General features: G+C 71.0%; 14 protein-coding genes and 1 pseudogene. 3 read left to right on the top strand and 12 right to left on the bottom strand.

Translation table 11 applies throughout. The features are described 5' to 3' along the window. Nucleotides 1–190: 190 nt before the first annotated feature. The 9 genes and pseudogenes from IF28_RS37025 to IF28_RS39800 all read right to left on the bottom strand — a co-directional run. On the bottom strand, nucleotides 191–646 hold the full coding sequence (locus tag IF28_RS37025; protein ID WP_051713710.1) for a hypothetical protein: 456 nt from the start codon (nucleotides 644–646) through the stop codon (nucleotides 191–193). Nucleotides 647–722: 76 nt separating this feature from the next. Continuing rightward, nucleotides 723–1,202: a hypothetical protein gene (locus IF28_RS37020; protein ID WP_158713672.1), complete on the bottom strand. Its 480-nt coding sequence runs from the start codon at nucleotides 1,200–1,202 to the stop codon at nucleotides 723–725. A gap of 265 nt (nucleotides 1,203–1,467) precedes the next feature. Then, nucleotides 1,468–1,674, bottom strand: coding sequence for a hypothetical protein (locus IF28_RS36300; RefSeq protein ID WP_037893002.1), 207 nt, complete (start codon nucleotides 1,672–1,674; stop codon nucleotides 1,468–1,470). After that, nucleotides 1,671–2,048, bottom strand: coding sequence for a DUF6415 family natural product biosynthesis protein (locus IF28_RS0111365; protein ID WP_030217385.1), 378 nt, complete (start codon nucleotides 2,046–2,048; stop codon nucleotides 1,671–1,673). Before IF28_RS0111365 ends, IF28_RS36300 begins: the two co-directional genes overlap by 4 nt. Continuing rightward, nucleotides 2,045–2,269, bottom strand: a complete 225-nt coding sequence (locus IF28_RS0111360) for a hypothetical protein (RefSeq protein ID WP_030217383.1) — start codon at nucleotides 2,267–2,269, stop codon at nucleotides 2,045–2,047. Before IF28_RS0111360 ends, IF28_RS0111365 begins: the two co-directional genes overlap by 4 nt. Before the next feature lie 382 nt (nucleotides 2,270–2,651). Beyond that, a complete protein-coding gene (locus IF28_RS0111355; protein WP_030217381.1) occupies nucleotides 2,652–3,839 on the bottom strand; it encodes a helix-turn-helix domain-containing protein in 1,188 nt (395 codons plus the stop codon). 110 nt (nucleotides 3,840–3,949) lie between these two features. Next, nucleotides 3,950–4,591 (bottom strand): HAD family hydrolase, encoded by a 642-nt coding sequence (locus IF28_RS0111350; protein WP_030217379.1) that lies wholly within the window; start codon nucleotides 4,589–4,591, stop codon nucleotides 3,950–3,952. A 333-nt stretch (nucleotides 4,592–4,924) separates the two neighbouring features. Beyond that, a complete protein-coding gene (gene mmsA, locus IF28_RS0111345) occupies nucleotides 4,925–6,427 on the bottom strand; it encodes a CoA-acylating methylmalonate-semialdehyde dehydrogenase (RefSeq protein WP_030217377.1) in 1,503 nt (500 codons plus the stop codon). A 164-nt stretch (nucleotides 6,428–6,591) separates the two neighbouring features. Beyond that, a pseudogene (locus IF28_RS39800) lies at nucleotides 6,592–6,690 on the bottom strand (5-deoxy-glucuronate isomerase); the annotation flags it as partial. A 603-nt stretch (nucleotides 6,691–7,293) separates the two neighbouring features. Here IF28_RS39800 and IF28_RS0111335 point away from each other — a divergent pair. Beyond that, the gene (locus IF28_RS0111335) at nucleotides 7,294–7,494 is read left to right on the top strand and encodes a helix-turn-helix transcriptional regulator (protein WP_030217375.1); all 201 of its coding nucleotides are present in this window, start codon (nucleotides 7,294–7,296) and stop codon (nucleotides 7,492–7,494) included. A 2-nt stretch (nucleotides 7,495–7,496) separates the two neighbouring features. On the opposite strand, the gene IF28_RS0111330 is transcribed toward IF28_RS0111335, so the two are convergent. Then, nucleotides 7,497–8,543, bottom strand: a complete 1,047-nt coding sequence (locus IF28_RS0111330) for a zinc-dependent alcohol dehydrogenase family protein (protein WP_030217372.1) — start codon at nucleotides 8,541–8,543, stop codon at nucleotides 7,497–7,499. Nucleotides 8,544–8,744: 201 nt separating this feature from the next. Here IF28_RS0111330 and IF28_RS0111325 point away from each other — a divergent pair, with 201 nt between their 5' ends. Then, entirely contained in the window at nucleotides 8,745–8,984 is a 240-nt protein-coding gene (locus IF28_RS0111325) for a heavy-metal-associated domain-containing protein (RefSeq protein ID WP_030217368.1), read from the top strand. 112 nt (nucleotides 8,985–9,096) lie between these two features. Continuing rightward, the gene (locus tag IF28_RS0111320; protein ID WP_030217365.1) at nucleotides 9,097–11,346 is read left to right on the top strand and encodes a heavy metal translocating P-type ATPase; all 2,250 of its coding nucleotides are present in this window, start codon (nucleotides 9,097–9,099) and stop codon (nucleotides 11,344–11,346) included. A 695-nt stretch (nucleotides 11,347–12,041) separates the two neighbouring features. On the opposite strand, the gene IF28_RS0111315 is transcribed toward IF28_RS0111320, so the two are convergent. Together IF28_RS0111315 and IF28_RS0111310 are read right to left on the bottom strand one after the other, a co-directional pair. After that, nucleotides 12,042–13,331 carry a citrate synthase gene (locus tag IF28_RS0111315; protein WP_030217361.1) on the bottom strand — a complete coding sequence of 430 codons (1,290 nt, stop codon included), beginning with the start codon at nucleotides 13,329–13,331 and terminating at the stop codon, nucleotides 12,042–12,044. A 219-nt stretch (nucleotides 13,332–13,550) separates the two neighbouring features. After that, nucleotides 13,551–15,842 carry an ATP-dependent RecD-like DNA helicase gene (locus IF28_RS0111310; RefSeq protein ID WP_051713708.1) on the bottom strand — a complete coding sequence of 764 codons (2,292 nt, stop codon included), beginning with the start codon at nucleotides 15,840–15,842 and terminating at the stop codon, nucleotides 13,551–13,553. Nucleotides 15,843–15,850: the final 8 nt, after the last annotated feature.

The raw sequence follows: 15,850 nt of genomic DNA, 5'->3' as shown, positions 1-15,850 counted from the left end.
GTCGGCGGGGAGGACGTCATCCCGCCACTGGCTGCGCCGGGCCGCGCAGGGTCTTCCCCGCCGACGCGGGGGTGTTCCGCCCACCTGAGTCAGGTGCAGTTGGGCGAGCAGTGCGGCCGGGACGCCGGCAGCAAGAGGCCCCGCCCATCCGCCACGGGGGCAACGGACGGACGGGGCCGGTCTCGGAGGGCTACGCGGCGGCTAGCGGACGTTTCAGGAGTGCGTGGGCTCGCTCGGTCAGCGTCGGATCGTCCAGCGTCACGCGGCCCGCCACTACCCGCCGGTGGCCGTAGTAGGTGCTGTCCAAGTCGACCGCGTGAGCCATATCGAGCGACCAGTCCGCGTCCGGCGCGTCGATGGTGCCGGGCTTCATCACGGTCCGGGACCCGTAGCCGGTGCAGGCCAGCCAGCAGGCGCACCGCTGCTCGTGGCTTCCCTTCCACTCGCCCACAAACCCGTGGCGTCCGCCAAGGGCGAGCAGGTCGCCGGGCTCGAATTGGTTGCCTTCGACGGGGAGGACGCCGAGGACCGCGGTCAAACCGGTGTCCATGGTCGTGTAGGTCAGGATGCAGCGGGAGCCGGTCTCCCAGTCATGCAGCGTCGAGAAAATCGTGACCCTGCCAGTGCTGCTCAGGTTCCTCGCCATCGATGCGTCCCTTTCTTCCCGGTGGCCGACCCGTCTCCGTACGGGCGGTGCCGGCCACCCCTCACGAGGTCAGAGGTCAGCCGTGGTCACCGCAGGGCAGCGGGTCGGGTGTGCCGCCGTCGTCGCCGCAGGTGTCCCCGCAATCCACCCTGGTGGTCCACAACTCCGGGATCGCCTCGTACCCGGCGGCCCGGATGGCGTCGACGGTGGGCGGGATGGCGGCCTCGGGCGCGGGGTAGGTCGCGCCACCCCAGCCGTCGCAGGGGTTGTGGTGGACCTTGTGCCAGCCCGGCCGCTGGAAGAACGCGTCGTACTCGGCAGTGAAAGTCATGAACTCGTGCCAGGCCGGGTCGACGTCCGCGCTCATGTACAGCGTCGGCGCCCCCTTGGGCTTGGCCGCCGACGTGGCGAGGTAGGCGAGAGCCTGGTCCGTGATGGCCTCGGCTCGCGCCTGCTCGAGGGCGGTGGTCTTGGAGACGCGCCTGCTCAGGCGGATGAAGAAGTCCGTGTCGACGAGGGTCCTCGCCGACACGGACTCCATAACTGGTGCAGACATGCTCGCTCCTCTGATGATTGAGTGGTGGGACATTGCAGGCCCGCCCCAGGGCTCGGCCTGTCCAGGGTTCGGGGGTCTTGGGGCGGGGGCTTGTGGGACCCGTCCTGCCGGAGGCTTGCAGACCTTCCGACGGGACGGGCGTATGAAGTGCGACCCTGGCCCTGCGGTCGCCATGGGGGTGCGTCAGTTGGGGGTTCGCGCCAGCACCACGGCGAGGACCGGGCCCGAAACGAGGGCCACGTAGGTCAGCAGGCCGCGCCGGCCTTCACGGCAGCAGGGCCTTCACGATGAGGACGCCCGCCACGGCGCGTTCCGCGACCGGGTCCGGGCCGGCCTGGTCGATGTGCGCACGGTGCGCGTGGATGTCCCAGCCGGGCCCCGAGTTCCCTTCCTCGTGCCCGAGGTAGACGGCGTCGTCGGGGTCCTCGATCGGCTCACGGCAGGCCCGGCACGCGAGCACGTGCGCGGTCACCGCGCGGCCTCGGTCAGCGTCTCGTGGTGGTCACACAGGGCATTCAGCGCACGGGCCAGGCGCCGGGCGTAGCCGGGGGCGCCCCCGAAGCGGGGGGACGGCTGCGTCTCCAGCCTGCTGCGGGCGTCCCACACACACCCGAGCACGGTGTAGCGGTGGACGCTGCCCGGCTTCAGCTTCCGGGCCGCCGCCTCCACCTCGGGGACCAGCAGCGAAAGGTGACCGCGCACGAGGGTGGTCAGCGTCTGAAGCTCGTCACCGGTCGGCGGCAGAGCCTCGGGGACGGCGTCGGGGTCCAGCAGCCGGTTCACGACCTCGCGCATCGTGACGAGGTCGACCGGCGTGGTCTGCGTGTCCGGACGGGTGGCGCTCACCGGGCAACCGCCAGGCAGGCACGGTGACGAGGGCACCGGCAGGGCGGGAAGCCGTAGGCGTCAGGGGCGAGCGCGGCCGAGTCCTCCCCGAACCCGACGGCGACCAGTTCGCCGCGGTCCTCGACGACGGTCCCCTGCGCGTTCACGAGGTAGACCTGAATCGTCATCTTGACTCCGGTCCCCGGCTTGACGCCCGGCTTCGGCGGGGCTGTAGCGTTCATGGTGTTGACGCTCCTTCGCAGCGTTGGCCACGCCCCGGGGCCGTCGCGCAACGGTCGCCGGGGTCTCCAGTTCATCCGTACGCCGGTCACGCTGCGGCCCTCTGGCTGCGGCACCCGCACGTGGAGATCTCCCACACACGAGTGCTGCCACGGACCACGACATGCCCAGCCGCGCGCAGGGTCCGGTGGACGGCTCCACAGTCGAAGCACGCCTCACCGTGCAGTCGGACGATGCTCACGCGCCCGTCAATAACCGTGGGCGCGGGCGGGAGTGCCTGGTGCATCCCCAGTTCCCATCTGCTGGTTCCTGCGCGTGCAACAGATGGTGAGGGCAGCGGAAGGTCACAAGTACCCCGGCGAGGGGTAGTCGGGGGCAGCCCACTCAGGTGGCGGCGCACCACTCCGCGAAGTTGGTGAGGGTCTCGGAGTCGGCGCGCTTCAGGCGGCGCAGGGTGGCCGCGTCCTCGCGAACCCATGGGTGCTCGCGGGTGTGCTGCGGAGCGATGTGCCGAGCGACTTTCAGGGACTCGAACGCGTCATCGGCGAGGCCGGTCCACAGCTGGGCGCGGGCGAGTTCGATGTAGAACGCAGAACGGCGTTCGGCCGGCAGGTCTTGGGAAGGTTTCCAGTCGCTGGCGACTTCCAGGGCGCGGCCGACGTGGTTGTCTCCGAGACCGACGGCGACAGACACTTCGTGGATCTTTACTGAGTCGGGGCCGAAGGCAGTACCGCAGTACACGTCCTCGGGGACCCGGTCGGCGAGCGTACGGGCTTCGGCAAGGTGGTGGTCGGCGGCCGAGGCGTCGTGGGCGCGGCCGGCGATAACGGCTGCCCGCATGTGGAGCGCGCCACGGGCGGCGATCGCCGGAGCAGCCGTGGGTGCGGATGCGGAGTCCAGGGCCCGCTCCAGGGCGCGCAGGCCGGCCGTGTGGGCGCCGGCTGCAAAGAACGTCTCCGTGCGTACGTAGGCCACGGACGCGATCAGTGCCGGATCGCCGGCTTCGGGGGCGGCCCACCGCATCAGTTCGATGAGGCGGGCGGAAAGGTCATGGGCACCGACCTTGTAGGCGACGGCATCAGCGGAGCGGTACGCCTTGACCAGGAGGCCAGCGAGTTCGGCGCGCCCTTCGGCGGGGGCCGCGTGGTAGGCGCGGGCGAGTTCGGTCAGCAAGTCCGGGAGGATGCCCACGATCCGCGTGTACTGGGCTGCGACCCGCCACTGCGCGGCCTCCGCGACCGCTGTGTGCAGGTCCTGGAGGGGACGGACAGGGCCGTCCTCGGGGACGTCGTAGGTGGCGATCGCGGCGGAGAGCGCGGGGAGTGCATCGTGGACGCGGGTGTGGGCTGTCCCACGGTCGGTGCGCAGTCGGCCGGGGTCGACACCGAGGGCGTCGGCGATGACCTCGAGGGTGGCGTCGGTGACGCCTCGTTCGCCCCGCTCGATCTTCCGGATGGTGCCGAGCGCGACGCAGGCTGCGTCGGCGAGCTGCTGCTGTGTCAGCTTCGGCCGCATCACGCTGCGGTAGTAGGCGATCCGGCGGCCTACCCGGCCATCAATGTGTGCGGGCATACTGGCTCCCGGTTCGGTGCATCCCACTCCGAACGGTACTCGTGTCTGTACGCTGCGTGTTCCGGAACGGCCTCGTCAACCATCCGGCTGGTGAGGCCGTTTCGTGCTCGTCAGGCGCCGACGATGCCGGTGAGCTGGGTAAGGCTGTCGACCCGCCAGTCCGCTTGCGCCACTACCTCCGGATCGTCCGCCCACAGGCAGCCCCATGGTCCGCGGCGAAGGTGCGCCGTACGCAGCCCTGCCGCCTTCGCGGGAAACACGTCGTTGGCCGGGTGGTCACCCACGTACAGGGTCGCCTCCGGGAGCGTCTGCGCGACCTCGATGACCCGTTCGAAGAAGGTCGGTTGCGGCTTCGCGACGCCCCACTCCCCCGAGGTGACGATCAGGTCCGCCGGGAGGTCCAGGCTCCGCAACAACTGCCCCGCGCGCGGTGTCTGGTTCCCGGCGATGACCACGCGGATGCCCAGCCGGCGCAGCGCGGTCAGTGCCGGGCGGACGTCGTCATACAGGTCGCTCTCGTCCAGGTCTTCCCCGCGGCCGGCGGCGTCGCGGGCCTGGTACTCGGCAGCAACGTCGATGCCCGGCCGTACCAGGCGGAGAGCTTCGGCGTTGTCCTGCCCCCGGGCGACGACGGCACCCACGAGCGCGGACAGGGTGTGGCGGGGGATGTCCAGCCAGTCGGCCCAGGACGCCCAGTACCGGTCGTCCCGGGTGATCGTCTCGCCGACGTCGAACACGATGGTCTCAATCACGTCCGCAGCCTAAAGCCGAAAGCGTAAGCAGTAATGGCCGGACAATGAGGCGACACCGTCGTCCACGCAGGCACTGAGCACGCGGGTTCGGGAGCTCAACCGCTGGAGCAGTCACCAGGGCGGTCGCGGTGACCGGGCGGTCGCGCAAGGCTTCATGGTCCGCGCCCGGCGGAACAGCGGCGACGATCCGCGCGTCACGTTCCACCGTGTCCCGGACGCAGTTCACGAACTGCGGCACGCTGATCGAACCCTCCTCCGCACCCAGTTCCGCACAAACGCCTGCGCCCCGCCTCGGCGAACGCAGAGGCGGGGCACAGAAGGTCCGGGGTGGGCTCAGTGGTTGCGGGGGAAGCCGAGGTCGACGCCCGTGGGGGCGTCCGCCGGGTCGGGCCAGCGGGTGGTGACGACCTTGCCCCGGGTGTAGAAGTGCGTGCCGTCGTTGCCGTAGATGTGGTGGTCGCCGAAGAGGGAGTCCTTCCAGCCTCCGAAGGAGTGGTAGCCGACGGGGACCGGGATCGGGACGTTCACGCCGACCATGCCGGCCTCGACCTCGAGCTGGAAGCGGCGGGCGGCGCCGCCGTCGCGGGTGAAGATCGCGGTTCCGTTGCCGTACGGGGAGCCGTTGATGAGGTCCAGGGCCTCCTCGTACGTCTCCGTGCGCAGGACGCACAGGACGGGGCCGAAGATCTCGTCCCGGTAGGCCGCGGCGGTCGTCGGGACCTTGTCGAGGAGGGAGATGCCGATCCAGTGGCCGTTCTCGTGGCCGTCCACCGTGTAACCGGTGCCGTCCAGGACGACTTCGGCGCCCTCGGCCGCCGCGCCGGTCACGTACGAGGCGACCTTGTCGCGGTGGGTCGCGGTGATCAGCGGGCCCATCTCGGAGGCGGGGTCGTTGCCGGGACCGATCTTGATCTTCTCGGCGCGCTCGCGGATCTTCTCCACCAGGGTGTCGCCGATCGCGCCGACGGCGACGACCGCGGAGATCGCCATGCAGCGCTCGCCCGCCGAGCCGTAGGCGGCGGAGACGGCCGCGTCGGCCGCCGCGTCGAGGTCGGCGTCGGGGAGGACCAGCATGTGGTTCTTGGCGCCGCCGAGGGCCTGGACGCGCTTGCCGTTCGCGGAGGCGGTGGTGTGGATGTGGCGGGCGATCGGGGTGGAGCCGACGAAGGAGACGGCCTTGACGTCGGGGTGGGCGAGGAGGCGGTCGACGGCCACCTTGTCGCCGTGGACGACGTTGAGGACGCCGTCGGGGAGACCGGCCTCGGAGAACAGTTCGGCGAGGCGGACCGAGGCCGACGGGTCCTTCTCGGACGGCTTCAGCACGAACGTGTTGCCGCAGGCGATGGCGAGCGGGAACATCCACAGCGGCACCATGGCCGGGAAGTTGAACGGCGTGATGCCGGTGACGACGCCCAGCGGCTGGCGGATGGACGACACGTCGACGCGGCTGGCGACCTGCGTCGACAGCTCGCCCTTCAGCTGCACGTTGATCCCGCAGGCCAAGTCGACGATCTCCAGGCCGCGCGCGACCTCGCCGAGCGCGTCGGAGTGCACCTTGCCGTGCTCGGCGGTGATCAGTTCGGCGATCTCGTCGCGGTGGGCGTCGAGCAGCGCGCGGAACCGGAACAGGATCGAGGTGCGGGTGGCCAGCGAGGACTGGCCCCAGCTCAGGTACGCCTCCTTGGCGGCGGCGACGGCGGCGTCGACCTCCTCGACGGAGGCGAACGCGACCTTCGTGGTGACCTCGCCGGTCGCCGGGTCCGTCACCGGACCGTACGTACCCGAGGCGCCTTCGGCGGTCTTGCCGCCGATCCAGTGGTTGACGATCTTCGTCATGACCGAGAACTCCTTCACAGATGGCGGCGACGGGTGGAGACGTGCCGTTCGTACAGCGTGTGCGGTTCGGGTGGCCCGGCCACGGGTCCATCCCACCAGGTCCGGGCGGCCGGGCGGGGCCGACACAGTGTCGGCCTTTGCGGTCCGTGCATGGACACATGGGGCTCGGGTGGGACCTCCGGCGCGGGGCCGCGGCGGGCGGGGAGTCGTCGCTCGCTCTTCGCTCCTGCCAAAGCGAAGCGGCCTCCCGCGCCGGAGGCGATCGGTGGGGTGGTGCCAGTGGTGCGGGTGGTGCCGGTGGTGGTCGTGTGCCGCGGGGCGTACGGCGCCGTCATGTGACGGCACCGGCGGCGAGCGCCGCGTCGATCTCGTCGGGGGCGGGAATCGCGGAGCCCGTGGTGATCACGTCGTACGCCATCAGGGTCCGGTCCTCTCGTACGGCTGCTGCACGGCATGCTCGGCATCACGGCGTCGCACCGCTCCGCCGCGGCGCTACCGCTCACCCCGGTTTCTAGCCCCGGGTACGAAGCCCTGTCAATGTTTTGTCCGGACATTCGGACGAGAACGTGGCGGTCTCCTGCCGGACCCGCCGTCCGTACCCGCCGGTACCGTGCGGTCTCTCCATGTCAACGCGCCCCGCCGGTGAACCGGCGTGCGCCTGTGTGGCATTGCTGTCACAAACACTCCCGCGCCGTCACGGGCGTCACACGTGCGCGGGCCTTCCGTCACACCCGGCGCACAGCCCCTGCCCTCCCGCCGGCGGGCCTCGTTCACCGGGCACAACGCATGCCTGATCACCAGCGCGCTCCCGGCTCCCCCTGACGGCCGCCCCCGGCCGTCGCCGTGGCGCGCGGGGAGGTGCCACCATGACCGACCGATCGCTGTGGTCCTACAAGGACATCGCCGCCCACATCAAGGTGCAGCCCGACACCGTCCGCTCGTACCGCAAGCACGGCCTGCTGCCCCCGCCGGACCGTGTGGAGGGCGGCAAGCCCTACTGGTTCGCCGACACCGTCCGCGCCTGGGTCGCCTCCCGCCCGAGCAACCGGGACCGCGGAAACCGCTGAGCTCAGCCCCAGGGCTCGATGACCGTCACGCCCGCTCCCGCTCCCGCGTCGCCCATGGCCGCGAGGGCGGTCGGGGCGGCGTCCAGGGTGAGGGTGGAGGTCACCAGGAGGTCGGGGCGCAGGACGCCGGCCCGGACCAGTTCCAGCATCGGCGGATAGGTGTGCGCGGCCATGCCGTGACTGCCGAGGAGTTCGAGCTCCAGGGCGATGGCGCGGGCCATCGGGACGGGCGTGGTGCCCGTCGGTGAGGGCAGCAGGCCGACCTGGACGTGGCGGCCCCGGCGGCGCAGTCCGTTGACGGAGGCGGCGCAGGTGGCGGGCGCCCCGAGGGCGTCCAGGGAGAGGTGGGCGCCGCCCCCGGTGAGGTCGCGGACCGCCGCCGCGGGATCCCGTACGGCCGTCGCGTCCACGCATTCGGCCGCGCCGAACCGCCGGGCCAGGTCCAGCGCCCGCGGTGATACGTCGACGGCGACGACCCGCGCGCCCGCGGCCGCCGCGATCATCACCGCCGACAGGCCGACCCCGCCGCAGCCGTGCACGGCCACCCACTCCCCCGCCGCCACGCGGCCCTGCCGCACCACCGCCCGGTAGGCGGTGGCGAAGCGGCAGCCGAGGGAGGCGGCGGTCGCGAAGGACATCCCGTCGGGGACGGCGACGAGGTTCACGTCGGCGTGGTCCAGGGCCACGTACTGGGCGAAGGAGCCCCAGTGGGTGAAGCCGGGCTGGGTCTGGCGTTCGCACACCTGCTGGTCGCCGGCCGCGCAGGCGGGGCAGGTGCCGCAGGCGCAGACGAACGGGACGGTGACGCGGTCGCCCGCCCGCCAGCCGGTGACCCGGGCGCCGGCCGCTTCGACGACGCCGGCGAGTTCATGGCCGGGCACGTGCGGGAGGGCGATGTCCGGGTCGTGGCCCTGCCAGCCGTGCCAGTCGCTGCGGCACAGGCCGGTGGCCTCGACGCGGACCACGACGCCGTACTCCGCCGGCTCCGGGTCCGCGACCTCCCGCACCTCGGCCGGTTCGCCGTACCGCTCGAACACCACCGCTCGCATGACCGGCCCCGCCTTCCCGTGATCACCGCTTCCGGCGGAACGCTATCCCGCGGACCGAGGCTTGTCGCGCCTTGCCGCAGGGCCTCGGTCCGGCCCGCGCCGACCCGGCCACCACACTTGGATTCATACCCCCTAGGGGTATAACCTGAAGTCGTGGCCCCGGCCACACCGACCCCATACGCCTCGACGAGGAGTAACGACATGACCTCCCAGACCGATACCCAGGGTTCCGTCACCACCGTCTACAAGGTGAGCGGGATGAGCTGCGGCCACTGCGAGGGCTCCGTCTCCGGCGAGCTCTCCCAGCTCCCCGGTGTCAGCTCGGTGCGGGCGGTCGCCTCCTCGGGCGAGGTGACCGTCGTCTCCGCAGCCCCGCTCGACGAGGAGGCCGTCCGCGCCGCCGTCGACGAGGCCGGCTTCGAGCTGGCGGGCCGGGCCTGAACCGCAGGCCCCCGCTTCCGTACGGCGTGAACCGGGCCGCACCGGCCACCCGCTGACCGCGCGGCCGCGGCACGCCACCACCCCCCTTCGCCACAACCCCGGAGTGCCGGACATGACCAGCACCACCGCCCCCCAGGCACCGGCCGCCGGGCAGCCGGCCCGCTCGGAGGTCGAGCTGCTCATCGGCGGGATGACCTGCGCCTCCTGCGCGGCCCGCGTCGAGAAGAAGCTCAACCGGATCGACGGCGTCACCGCCACGGTGAACTACGCGACGGAGAAGGCCCGCATCGCCTATCCGCCGGAGATCGGGGTCGCCGACCTGATCACCACCGTCGAACGGACCGGCTACACCGCCGAGGAACCCGCGCCCGCGCGGGACGAGGCGCCCGCCGAGGACGGGGAGGCCGATCCGGAGCTGGCCGCCCTGCGCCACCGTCTGATCCGGTCCGCGCTCCTCGCCCTCCCGGTCGTCCTGCTGGCGATGATCCCGCCGCTGCAGTTCGACAACTGGCAGTGGCTCTCGCTCACCCTCGCCGCGCCCGTCATCGTGTGGGGCGCCGCGCCGTTCCACCGGGCCGCCTGGACCAACCTCCGGCACGGCGCGGCCACCATGGACACGCTGGTGTCCGTGGGCACGCTCGCCGCGTTCGGCTGGTCCCTGTGGGCGCTGTTCCTCGGCGACGCGGGCATGCCCGGCATGCGGCACCCCTTCGAACTGACCGTCTCGCGCACCGACGGCGCCTCCATGATCTACCTGGAGGTGGCCGCCGGCGTCACCGCGTTCATCCTGCTCGGCCGCTATCTCGAGGCCCGCTCCAAGCGCCGCGCGGGAGCGGCCCTGCGGGCGCTGATGGAGCTGGGCGCCAAGGACGTGACCGTCCTGCGGGACGGGGCGGAGGTGCGGATTCCGGCGGACCGGCTGACGGTGGGCGACCGGTTCGTCGTACGGCCCGGGGAGAAGATCGCCACGGACGGCACGGTGGTCGAGGGCTCGTCCGCCGTGGACGCGTCGATGCTGACCGGCGAGTCCGTCCCCGTGGACGTCACCGCCGGCGACACGGTCACCGGGGCCACGGTCAACGCCGGCGGGCGGCTCGTCGTCGAGGCGGCCCGGGTCGGCGCCGACACCCGGCTCGCGCGGATGGCGAAACTGGTCGAGGACGCGCAGAACGGCAAGGCGCAGGTGCAGCGGCTCGCCGACCGGATCTCCGGGATCTTCGTCCCCGTGGTGCTGCTGATCGCGGTCGGCACCTTCGGGATGTGGCTCGGCTCGACGGGCGACACCGCCGCCGCGTTCACCGCCGCCGTCGCCGTACTGATCATCGCCTGCCCGTGCGCGCTGGGGCTGGCCACGCCGACCGCGCTGATGGTCGGCACCGGGCGCGGCGCCCAGCTCGGCATCCTCATCAAGGGCCCGGAGGTCCTGGAGTCCACCCGTCGCGTCGACACGGTCGTCCTGGACAAGACCGGCACGGTCACCACCGGCCGGATGACCCTCCAGGCGGTCCACACCGCCGACGGCACCGACGAGCGGGAGCTGCTGCGGCTCGCGGGCGCCCTGGAGCACGCCTCCGAGCACCCCGTCGCACGGGCGATCGCCGCGGGCGCCGAGGAGCGCGTCGGTGCGCTGCCGGAGGCAGCGCATTTCGAGAACGTGCCCGGCCGAGGCGTACGCGGGCGTGTGGAGGGCCGTGAGGTGGCCGTGGGGCGGCTCCTCCTCGACGCGCTGCCGCCGGAGCTGGCGCGGGCGAAGGACGAGGCCGAGCGGGACGGCCGTACGGCCGTCGTGGCGGGCTGGGACGGGGTGGCACGGGGCGTCCTCGCCGTCGCGGACACGGTCAAGGAGACCAGCGCGGAGGCGGTGCGCGAACTGCGCGCCCTGGGGCTCGAGCCGGTGCTGCTGACCGGTGACAACGAGACCGTGGCCGCGTCGGTGGCCCGGACCGTCGGCATCGACCGGGTGATCGCCGAGGTGCTGCCCGAGGACAAGGCCGACGTCGTACGGCGGCTGCAGGCCGAGGGGCGCGCCGTCGCCATGGTCGGCGACGGTGTCAACGACGCGGCCGCGCTGGCCGTCGCCGATCTGGGTCTCGCCATGGGCACCGGTACGGACGCGGCGATCGAGGCCGGCGATCTGACGCTGGTCCGCGGTGACCTGCGGGTGGCGGCGGACGCGATACGGCTGTCCCGCCGGACCCTCGCCACGATCAAGGGCAACCTGGTGTGGGCCTTCGGCTACAACGTGGCCGCGCTGCCGCTGGCGGCGGCGGGGCTGCTGAACCCGATGATCGCCGGTGCGGCGATGGCGTTCTCGTCCGTCTTCGTGGTGACGAACAGCCTGCGGCTACGGGCGTTTCATTGAGGTCTCAAGTTGGGGTGTACCCCTGTCGTCCGGTACGACCCTCACATAAGCTCTTCACACGGCTCGCGCATCTTCCTTACGCTTGGGTCCCGTGAGCGATTTGCGGACTCTTGCGCCTCTAGGGGACATATGCAAGAGACGCAGATCACAGTGATCTGAACGTAACCATCGAAGGGGTTCGAAGGTCTAAGTTGGCGATGTCAGGCAGCGTCTTGGGGGGCGCCGTCTGGCATCTGGGGAATGTCTTGGGGGACTTTCTCCGGAGATTGCGTTGCCGGGGCACGTACCCAGCGGGGAGCTTTGAGCGGCCCTCCCGAATGTGCGCTGTCCCGGCAGACCGCACACCGACGAGTGCGGCGGGTTCAGGTCCGCCCGCGCTCACACAGCGATTCAGGCGCTGTTCTCACAGACGCCCGGCCGGATCCCGTGGGGGGAATCCGCACCGGGACATGGGAAGGCGCCCTGGTACGTCGGCCCGTGGGGGGACCGGCGGCCAGGGCGCCTTCTTCCTTGCTTCGCACACTCGCGGTGGTACGGCAGGCTTAAAGGGCCGCGGCCCTCCGTGCGGCCGGCGGCTGGGCAGCACGCCCAAAGGGGCGCGGGGAACTGCGCGACCAGCCACAGACCGGCCGGCAGCCGCCCACACCCCTTCAGCAACGAGCCACCAGGCGCATACGCACCCCCACCGGCAGGTGTCAGCGCTGCTCGACCGGAATGAAGTCCCGCTCGACAACACCCGTGTAGATCTGCCGCGGACGCCCGATCCGCGACCCCGGCTCCTTGATCATCTCGTGCCACTGGGCGATCCACCCCGGCAGCCGGCCCAGCGCGAACAGGACCGTGAACATCTCGGTCGGGAAGCCCATGGCCCGGTAGATCAGACCGGTGTAGAAGTCCACGTTCGGGTAGAGGCTGCGCGAGACGAAGTAGTCGTCGGAGAGCGCGTGCTCCTCCAGCTTCAGCGCGATGTCCAGCAGCTCGTCGGACTTGCCGAGAGCGGACAGCACGTCGTGCGCGGCGGCCTTGATGATCTTGGCGCGCGGGTCGAAGTTCTTGTAGACCCGGTGGCCGAAGCCCATCAGCCGGACGCCGTCCTCCTTGTTCTTCACCTTGCGGATGAAGGAGTCGACGTCGCCGCCGTCGGCCTTGATGCCCTCGAGCATCTCCAGCACCGACTGGTTGGCGCCACCGTGCAGCGGGCCCCACAGGGCGGAGATGCCGGCGGAGATCGAGGCGAACATGTTCGCCTGCGAGGAGCCGACCAGACGCACGGTGGAGGTCGAACAGTTCTGCTCGTGGTCCGCGTGCAGGATCAGCAGCTTGTCCAGGGCGGCCACGACGACCGGGTCGAGGTCGTAGTCCTGCGCGGGGACGGAGAACGTCATGCGCAGGAAGTTCTCGACGTAACCGAGGTCGTTGCGCGGGTAGACGAACGGGTGGCCGACCGACTTCTTGTACGCGTAGGCCGCGATCGTCGGAAGCTTGGCGAGCAGCCGGATGGTGGAGAGGTTGCGCTGTTCCTCGTCGAACGGGTTGTGGCTGTCCTGGTAGAACGTCGACAGCGCGGAGACGACCGACGACAGCATGGCCATCGGGTGGGCGTCGCGCGGGAAGCCCTTGTAGAAGTTCTTGACGTCCTCGTGCAGCAGGGTGTGCTGCGTGATGTCGCCCTTGAACACGGAGAGCTCGTCGACGGTCGGCAGCTCGCCGTTGATCAGCAGGTAGGCGACCTCCAGGAAGGTGGAGCGCTCCGCCAGCTGCTCGATCGGGTAGCCGCGGTACCGGAGGATGCCGGCCTCGCCGTCGAGATACGTGACCCCGGATTTATAGGCCGCGGTGTTGCCGTAGCCGCTGTCCAGTGTCACCAGACCGGTCTGGGCGCGGAGCTTCCCGATGTCGAAGCCCTTGTCGCCGACGGTGCTGTCGATCACCGGGTAGGTGTACTCGCTGCCGTCGTACCGCAGTACTACAGAGTTGTCGCTCACGTCTTCCCTCACCGACCTAGTGCCTCATCTTCGAGGTGCCCTGACTGTCTCCACCATCCCCCACTCGGCGCAGGAGAGTGCACTCGGGGTCGACCATCGGGCCTATCGGCGGCACTGAGTGCCGCCAACTTGCCCATCCTGCCCGCTGTGTTCCGCTTCCGGAAGGGCTCTGTGACCTTCGTGACTCATTTGATCGATCATTTTTTGATGTCGGGCCGCTCACACGGGTGACACGGGAGCCGAGAGGGGCGTGAGGCGGGAGCCGGCGAGGCGGAAGTCGAGCGCCGTGCACCGGCGGCCCGCCGAGACCGTGCGCACCGCCTGTCCGATCGCCTTGCGGGAGCCGACGAGGACGACCAGTTGTTTGGCCCGGGTGACCGCCGTGTAGAGCAGATTGCGCTGCAGCATCATCCAGGCGCCGGTGGTGACGGGGATGACGACCGCGGGGTATTCGCTGCCCTGGGAACGGTGGATGGTCACGGCGTAGGCGTGTGCCAGCTCGTCCAGTTCGTCGAAGTCGTACGGCACCTCCTCGTCCTCGTCGGTCAGTACCGTCAGGCGCTGGTCGACCGGGTCGAGCGAGGTGACCACGCCCACGGTGCCGTTGAAGACCCCGTTCTCCCCCTTCTCGTAATTGTTTCTGACCTGGGTGACTTTGTCGCCCACGCGGAAGACCCGGCCGCCGAACCGCTTCTCGGCGAGGTCGGGGCGGGCGGGGGTGATGGCCTGCTGGAGCAGCCCGTTGAGCGTGCCCGCACCGGCCGGGCCCCGGTGCATGGGTGCGAGCACCTGCACGTCACGACGGGGGTCCAGGCCGAACTTCGCCGGGATGCGCCGGGCGGCGACGTCGACGGTGAGGCGGCCGGCCTCCTCGGTCTCGTCCTCGACGAAGAGGAAGAAGTCCTTCATGCCGTCGGTGACGGGGTGCTGCCCGGCGTTGATCCGGTGCGCGTTGGTCACCACGCCGGACTGCTGGGCCTGGCGGAAGACGCGGGTGAGGCGGACGGCGGGGACGGGGCTGCCGTCGGCGAGGAGATCGCGCAGGACCTCGCCCGCGCCGACGCTGGGCAACTGGTCGACGTCACCGACGAAGAGGAGGTGGGCGCCGGGCGGCACCGCCTTGGCCAGCTTGTTCGCGAGGAGGAGGTCCAGCATGGAGGCCTCGTCGACGACCACCAGGTCGGCGTCGAGCGGGCGGTCCCGGTCGTAGGCGGCGTCGCCGCCGGGCTTGAGCTCCAGCAGCCGGTGCACGGTGGAGGCCTCGGCTCCGGTCAGCTCGGCGAGGCGCTTGGCCGCGCGGCCGGTGGGCGCGGCGAGCACCACCTTGGCCTTCTTCGCCCGCGCCAGCTCGACGATCGACCGCACGGTGAAGGACTTGCCGCAGCCGGGCCCCCCGGTGAGCACCGCGACCTTCTCGGTCAGCGCCAGTCTGACGGCGGCCTCCTGCTCGGGGGCCAGCTCCGTGCCCGTACGCCCCTTGAGCCAGCCGAGCGCCTTGTCCCAGGCCACGTCCCCAAAGCCCGGCATACGGTCGTCCTCGCTGCGGAGCAGCCGCTGCAACTGGGCGGAGAGGGCGATCTCGGCGCGGTGGAAGGGCACGAGGTAGACGGCGGTGACGGGATCGCCCCCGTCGGGCCCGGGCACCTTCTCCCGTACGACACCGGGGTCCTCGCCCTCCTCGGGGGCGGCGGCGAGTTCGGCGAGGCACTCGATGACAAGGCCGGTGTCCACCTGGAGGAGTTTGACGGCGTCGGCGATCAGCTTCTCCTCGGGGAGATAGCAGTGCCCCTGGTCGGTGGCCTGCGACAGCGCGTACTGCAGCCCGGCCTTCACCCGCTCCGGACTGTCGTGCGGGATCCCGACGGACTGGGCGATCTTGTCGGCGGTGAGAAAGCCGATGCCCCAGACGTCGGCGGCGAGCCGGTACGGCTGGTTCTTCACGACGGAGATGGAGGCGTCGCCGTACTTCTTGTAGATGCGTACGGCGATGGACGTCGACACCTCGACGGTCTGGAGGAAGAGCATGACCTCCTTGATCGCCTTCTGCTCCTCCCAGGCGTCGGCGATCTTCTTGGTCCGCTTGGGCCCGAGACCCGGCACCTCGATCAGCCGCTTGGGCTCCTCCTCGATGACGGTGAGGGTGTCGACGCCGAAGTGCTGGGTGATGCGGTCGGCGAACACCGGCCCGATGCCCTTGACCAGCCCGGATCCGAGATAGCGCCGGATGCCCTGGACGGTGGCGGGCAGCACGGTCGTGTAGTTCTCGACGTGGAACTGCTTCCCGTACTGCGGATGCGACCCCCAACGCCCCTCCATCCGCAGCGACTCCCCGACCTGCGCGCCGAGCAGCGCGCCGACGACGGTGAGCAGATCACCGCCGCCTCGGCCGGTGTCCACCCGGGCGACGGTGTACCCGTTCTCCTCGTTGGCGTACGTGACCCGCTCCAGCACACCTTCGAGCGTGGCGAGCCGGCGTTCGCCGGGGGCACCGGCTGCGGACTGGTTGGACATGATCCGAC

It is taken from the genome of Streptomyces sp. NRRL WC-3626 (assembly GCF_000718785.1).
Classification (GTDB): domain Bacteria; phylum Actinomycetota; class Actinomycetes; order Streptomycetales; family Streptomycetaceae; genus Streptomyces; species Streptomyces edwardsiae.
This window is presented reverse-complemented; position numbering and strand designations above follow the sequence as displayed.

What these genes read in the sequence shown, in the direction of transcription:
- mmsA (WP_030217377.1), bottom strand. Translation starts at nt 6,427, where the DNA reads ATGACGAAGATCGTCAACCACTGGATCGGCGGCAAGACCGCCGAAGGC.
- IF28_RS37020 (WP_158713672.1), bottom strand. Translation starts at nt 1,202, where the DNA reads ATGTCTGCACCAGTTATGGAGTCCGTGTCGGCGAGGACCCTCGTCGAC.
- IF28_RS0111335 (WP_030217375.1), top strand. Translation starts at nt 7,294, where the DNA reads ATGACCGACCGATCGCTGTGGTCCTACAAGGACATCGCCGCCCACATC.
- IF28_RS0111355 (WP_030217381.1), bottom strand. Translation starts at nt 3,839, where the DNA reads ATGCCCGCACACATTGATGGCCGGGTAGGCCGCCGGATCGCCTACTAC.
- IF28_RS0111360 (WP_030217383.1), bottom strand. Translation starts at nt 2,269, where the DNA reads ATGAACGCTACAGCCCCGCCGAAGCCGGGCGTCAAGCCGGGGACCGGA.
- IF28_RS0111330 (WP_030217372.1), bottom strand. Translation starts at nt 8,543, where the DNA reads ATGCGAGCGGTGGTGTTCGAGCGGTACGGCGAACCGGCCGAGGTGCGG.
- IF28_RS0111320 (WP_030217365.1), top strand. Translation starts at nt 9,097, where the DNA reads ATGACCAGCACCACCGCCCCCCAGGCACCGGCCGCCGGGCAGCCGGCC.
- IF28_RS0111310 (WP_051713708.1), bottom strand. Translation starts at nt 15,842, where the DNA reads ATGTCCAACCAGTCCGCAGCCGGTGCCCCCGGCGAACGCCGGCTCGCC.
- IF28_RS0111325 (WP_030217368.1), top strand. Translation starts at nt 8,745, where the DNA reads ATGACCTCCCAGACCGATACCCAGGGTTCCGTCACCACCGTCTACAAG.
- IF28_RS37025 (WP_051713710.1), bottom strand. Translation starts at nt 646, where the DNA reads ATGGCGAGGAACCTGAGCAGCACTGGCAGGGTCACGATTTTCTCGACG.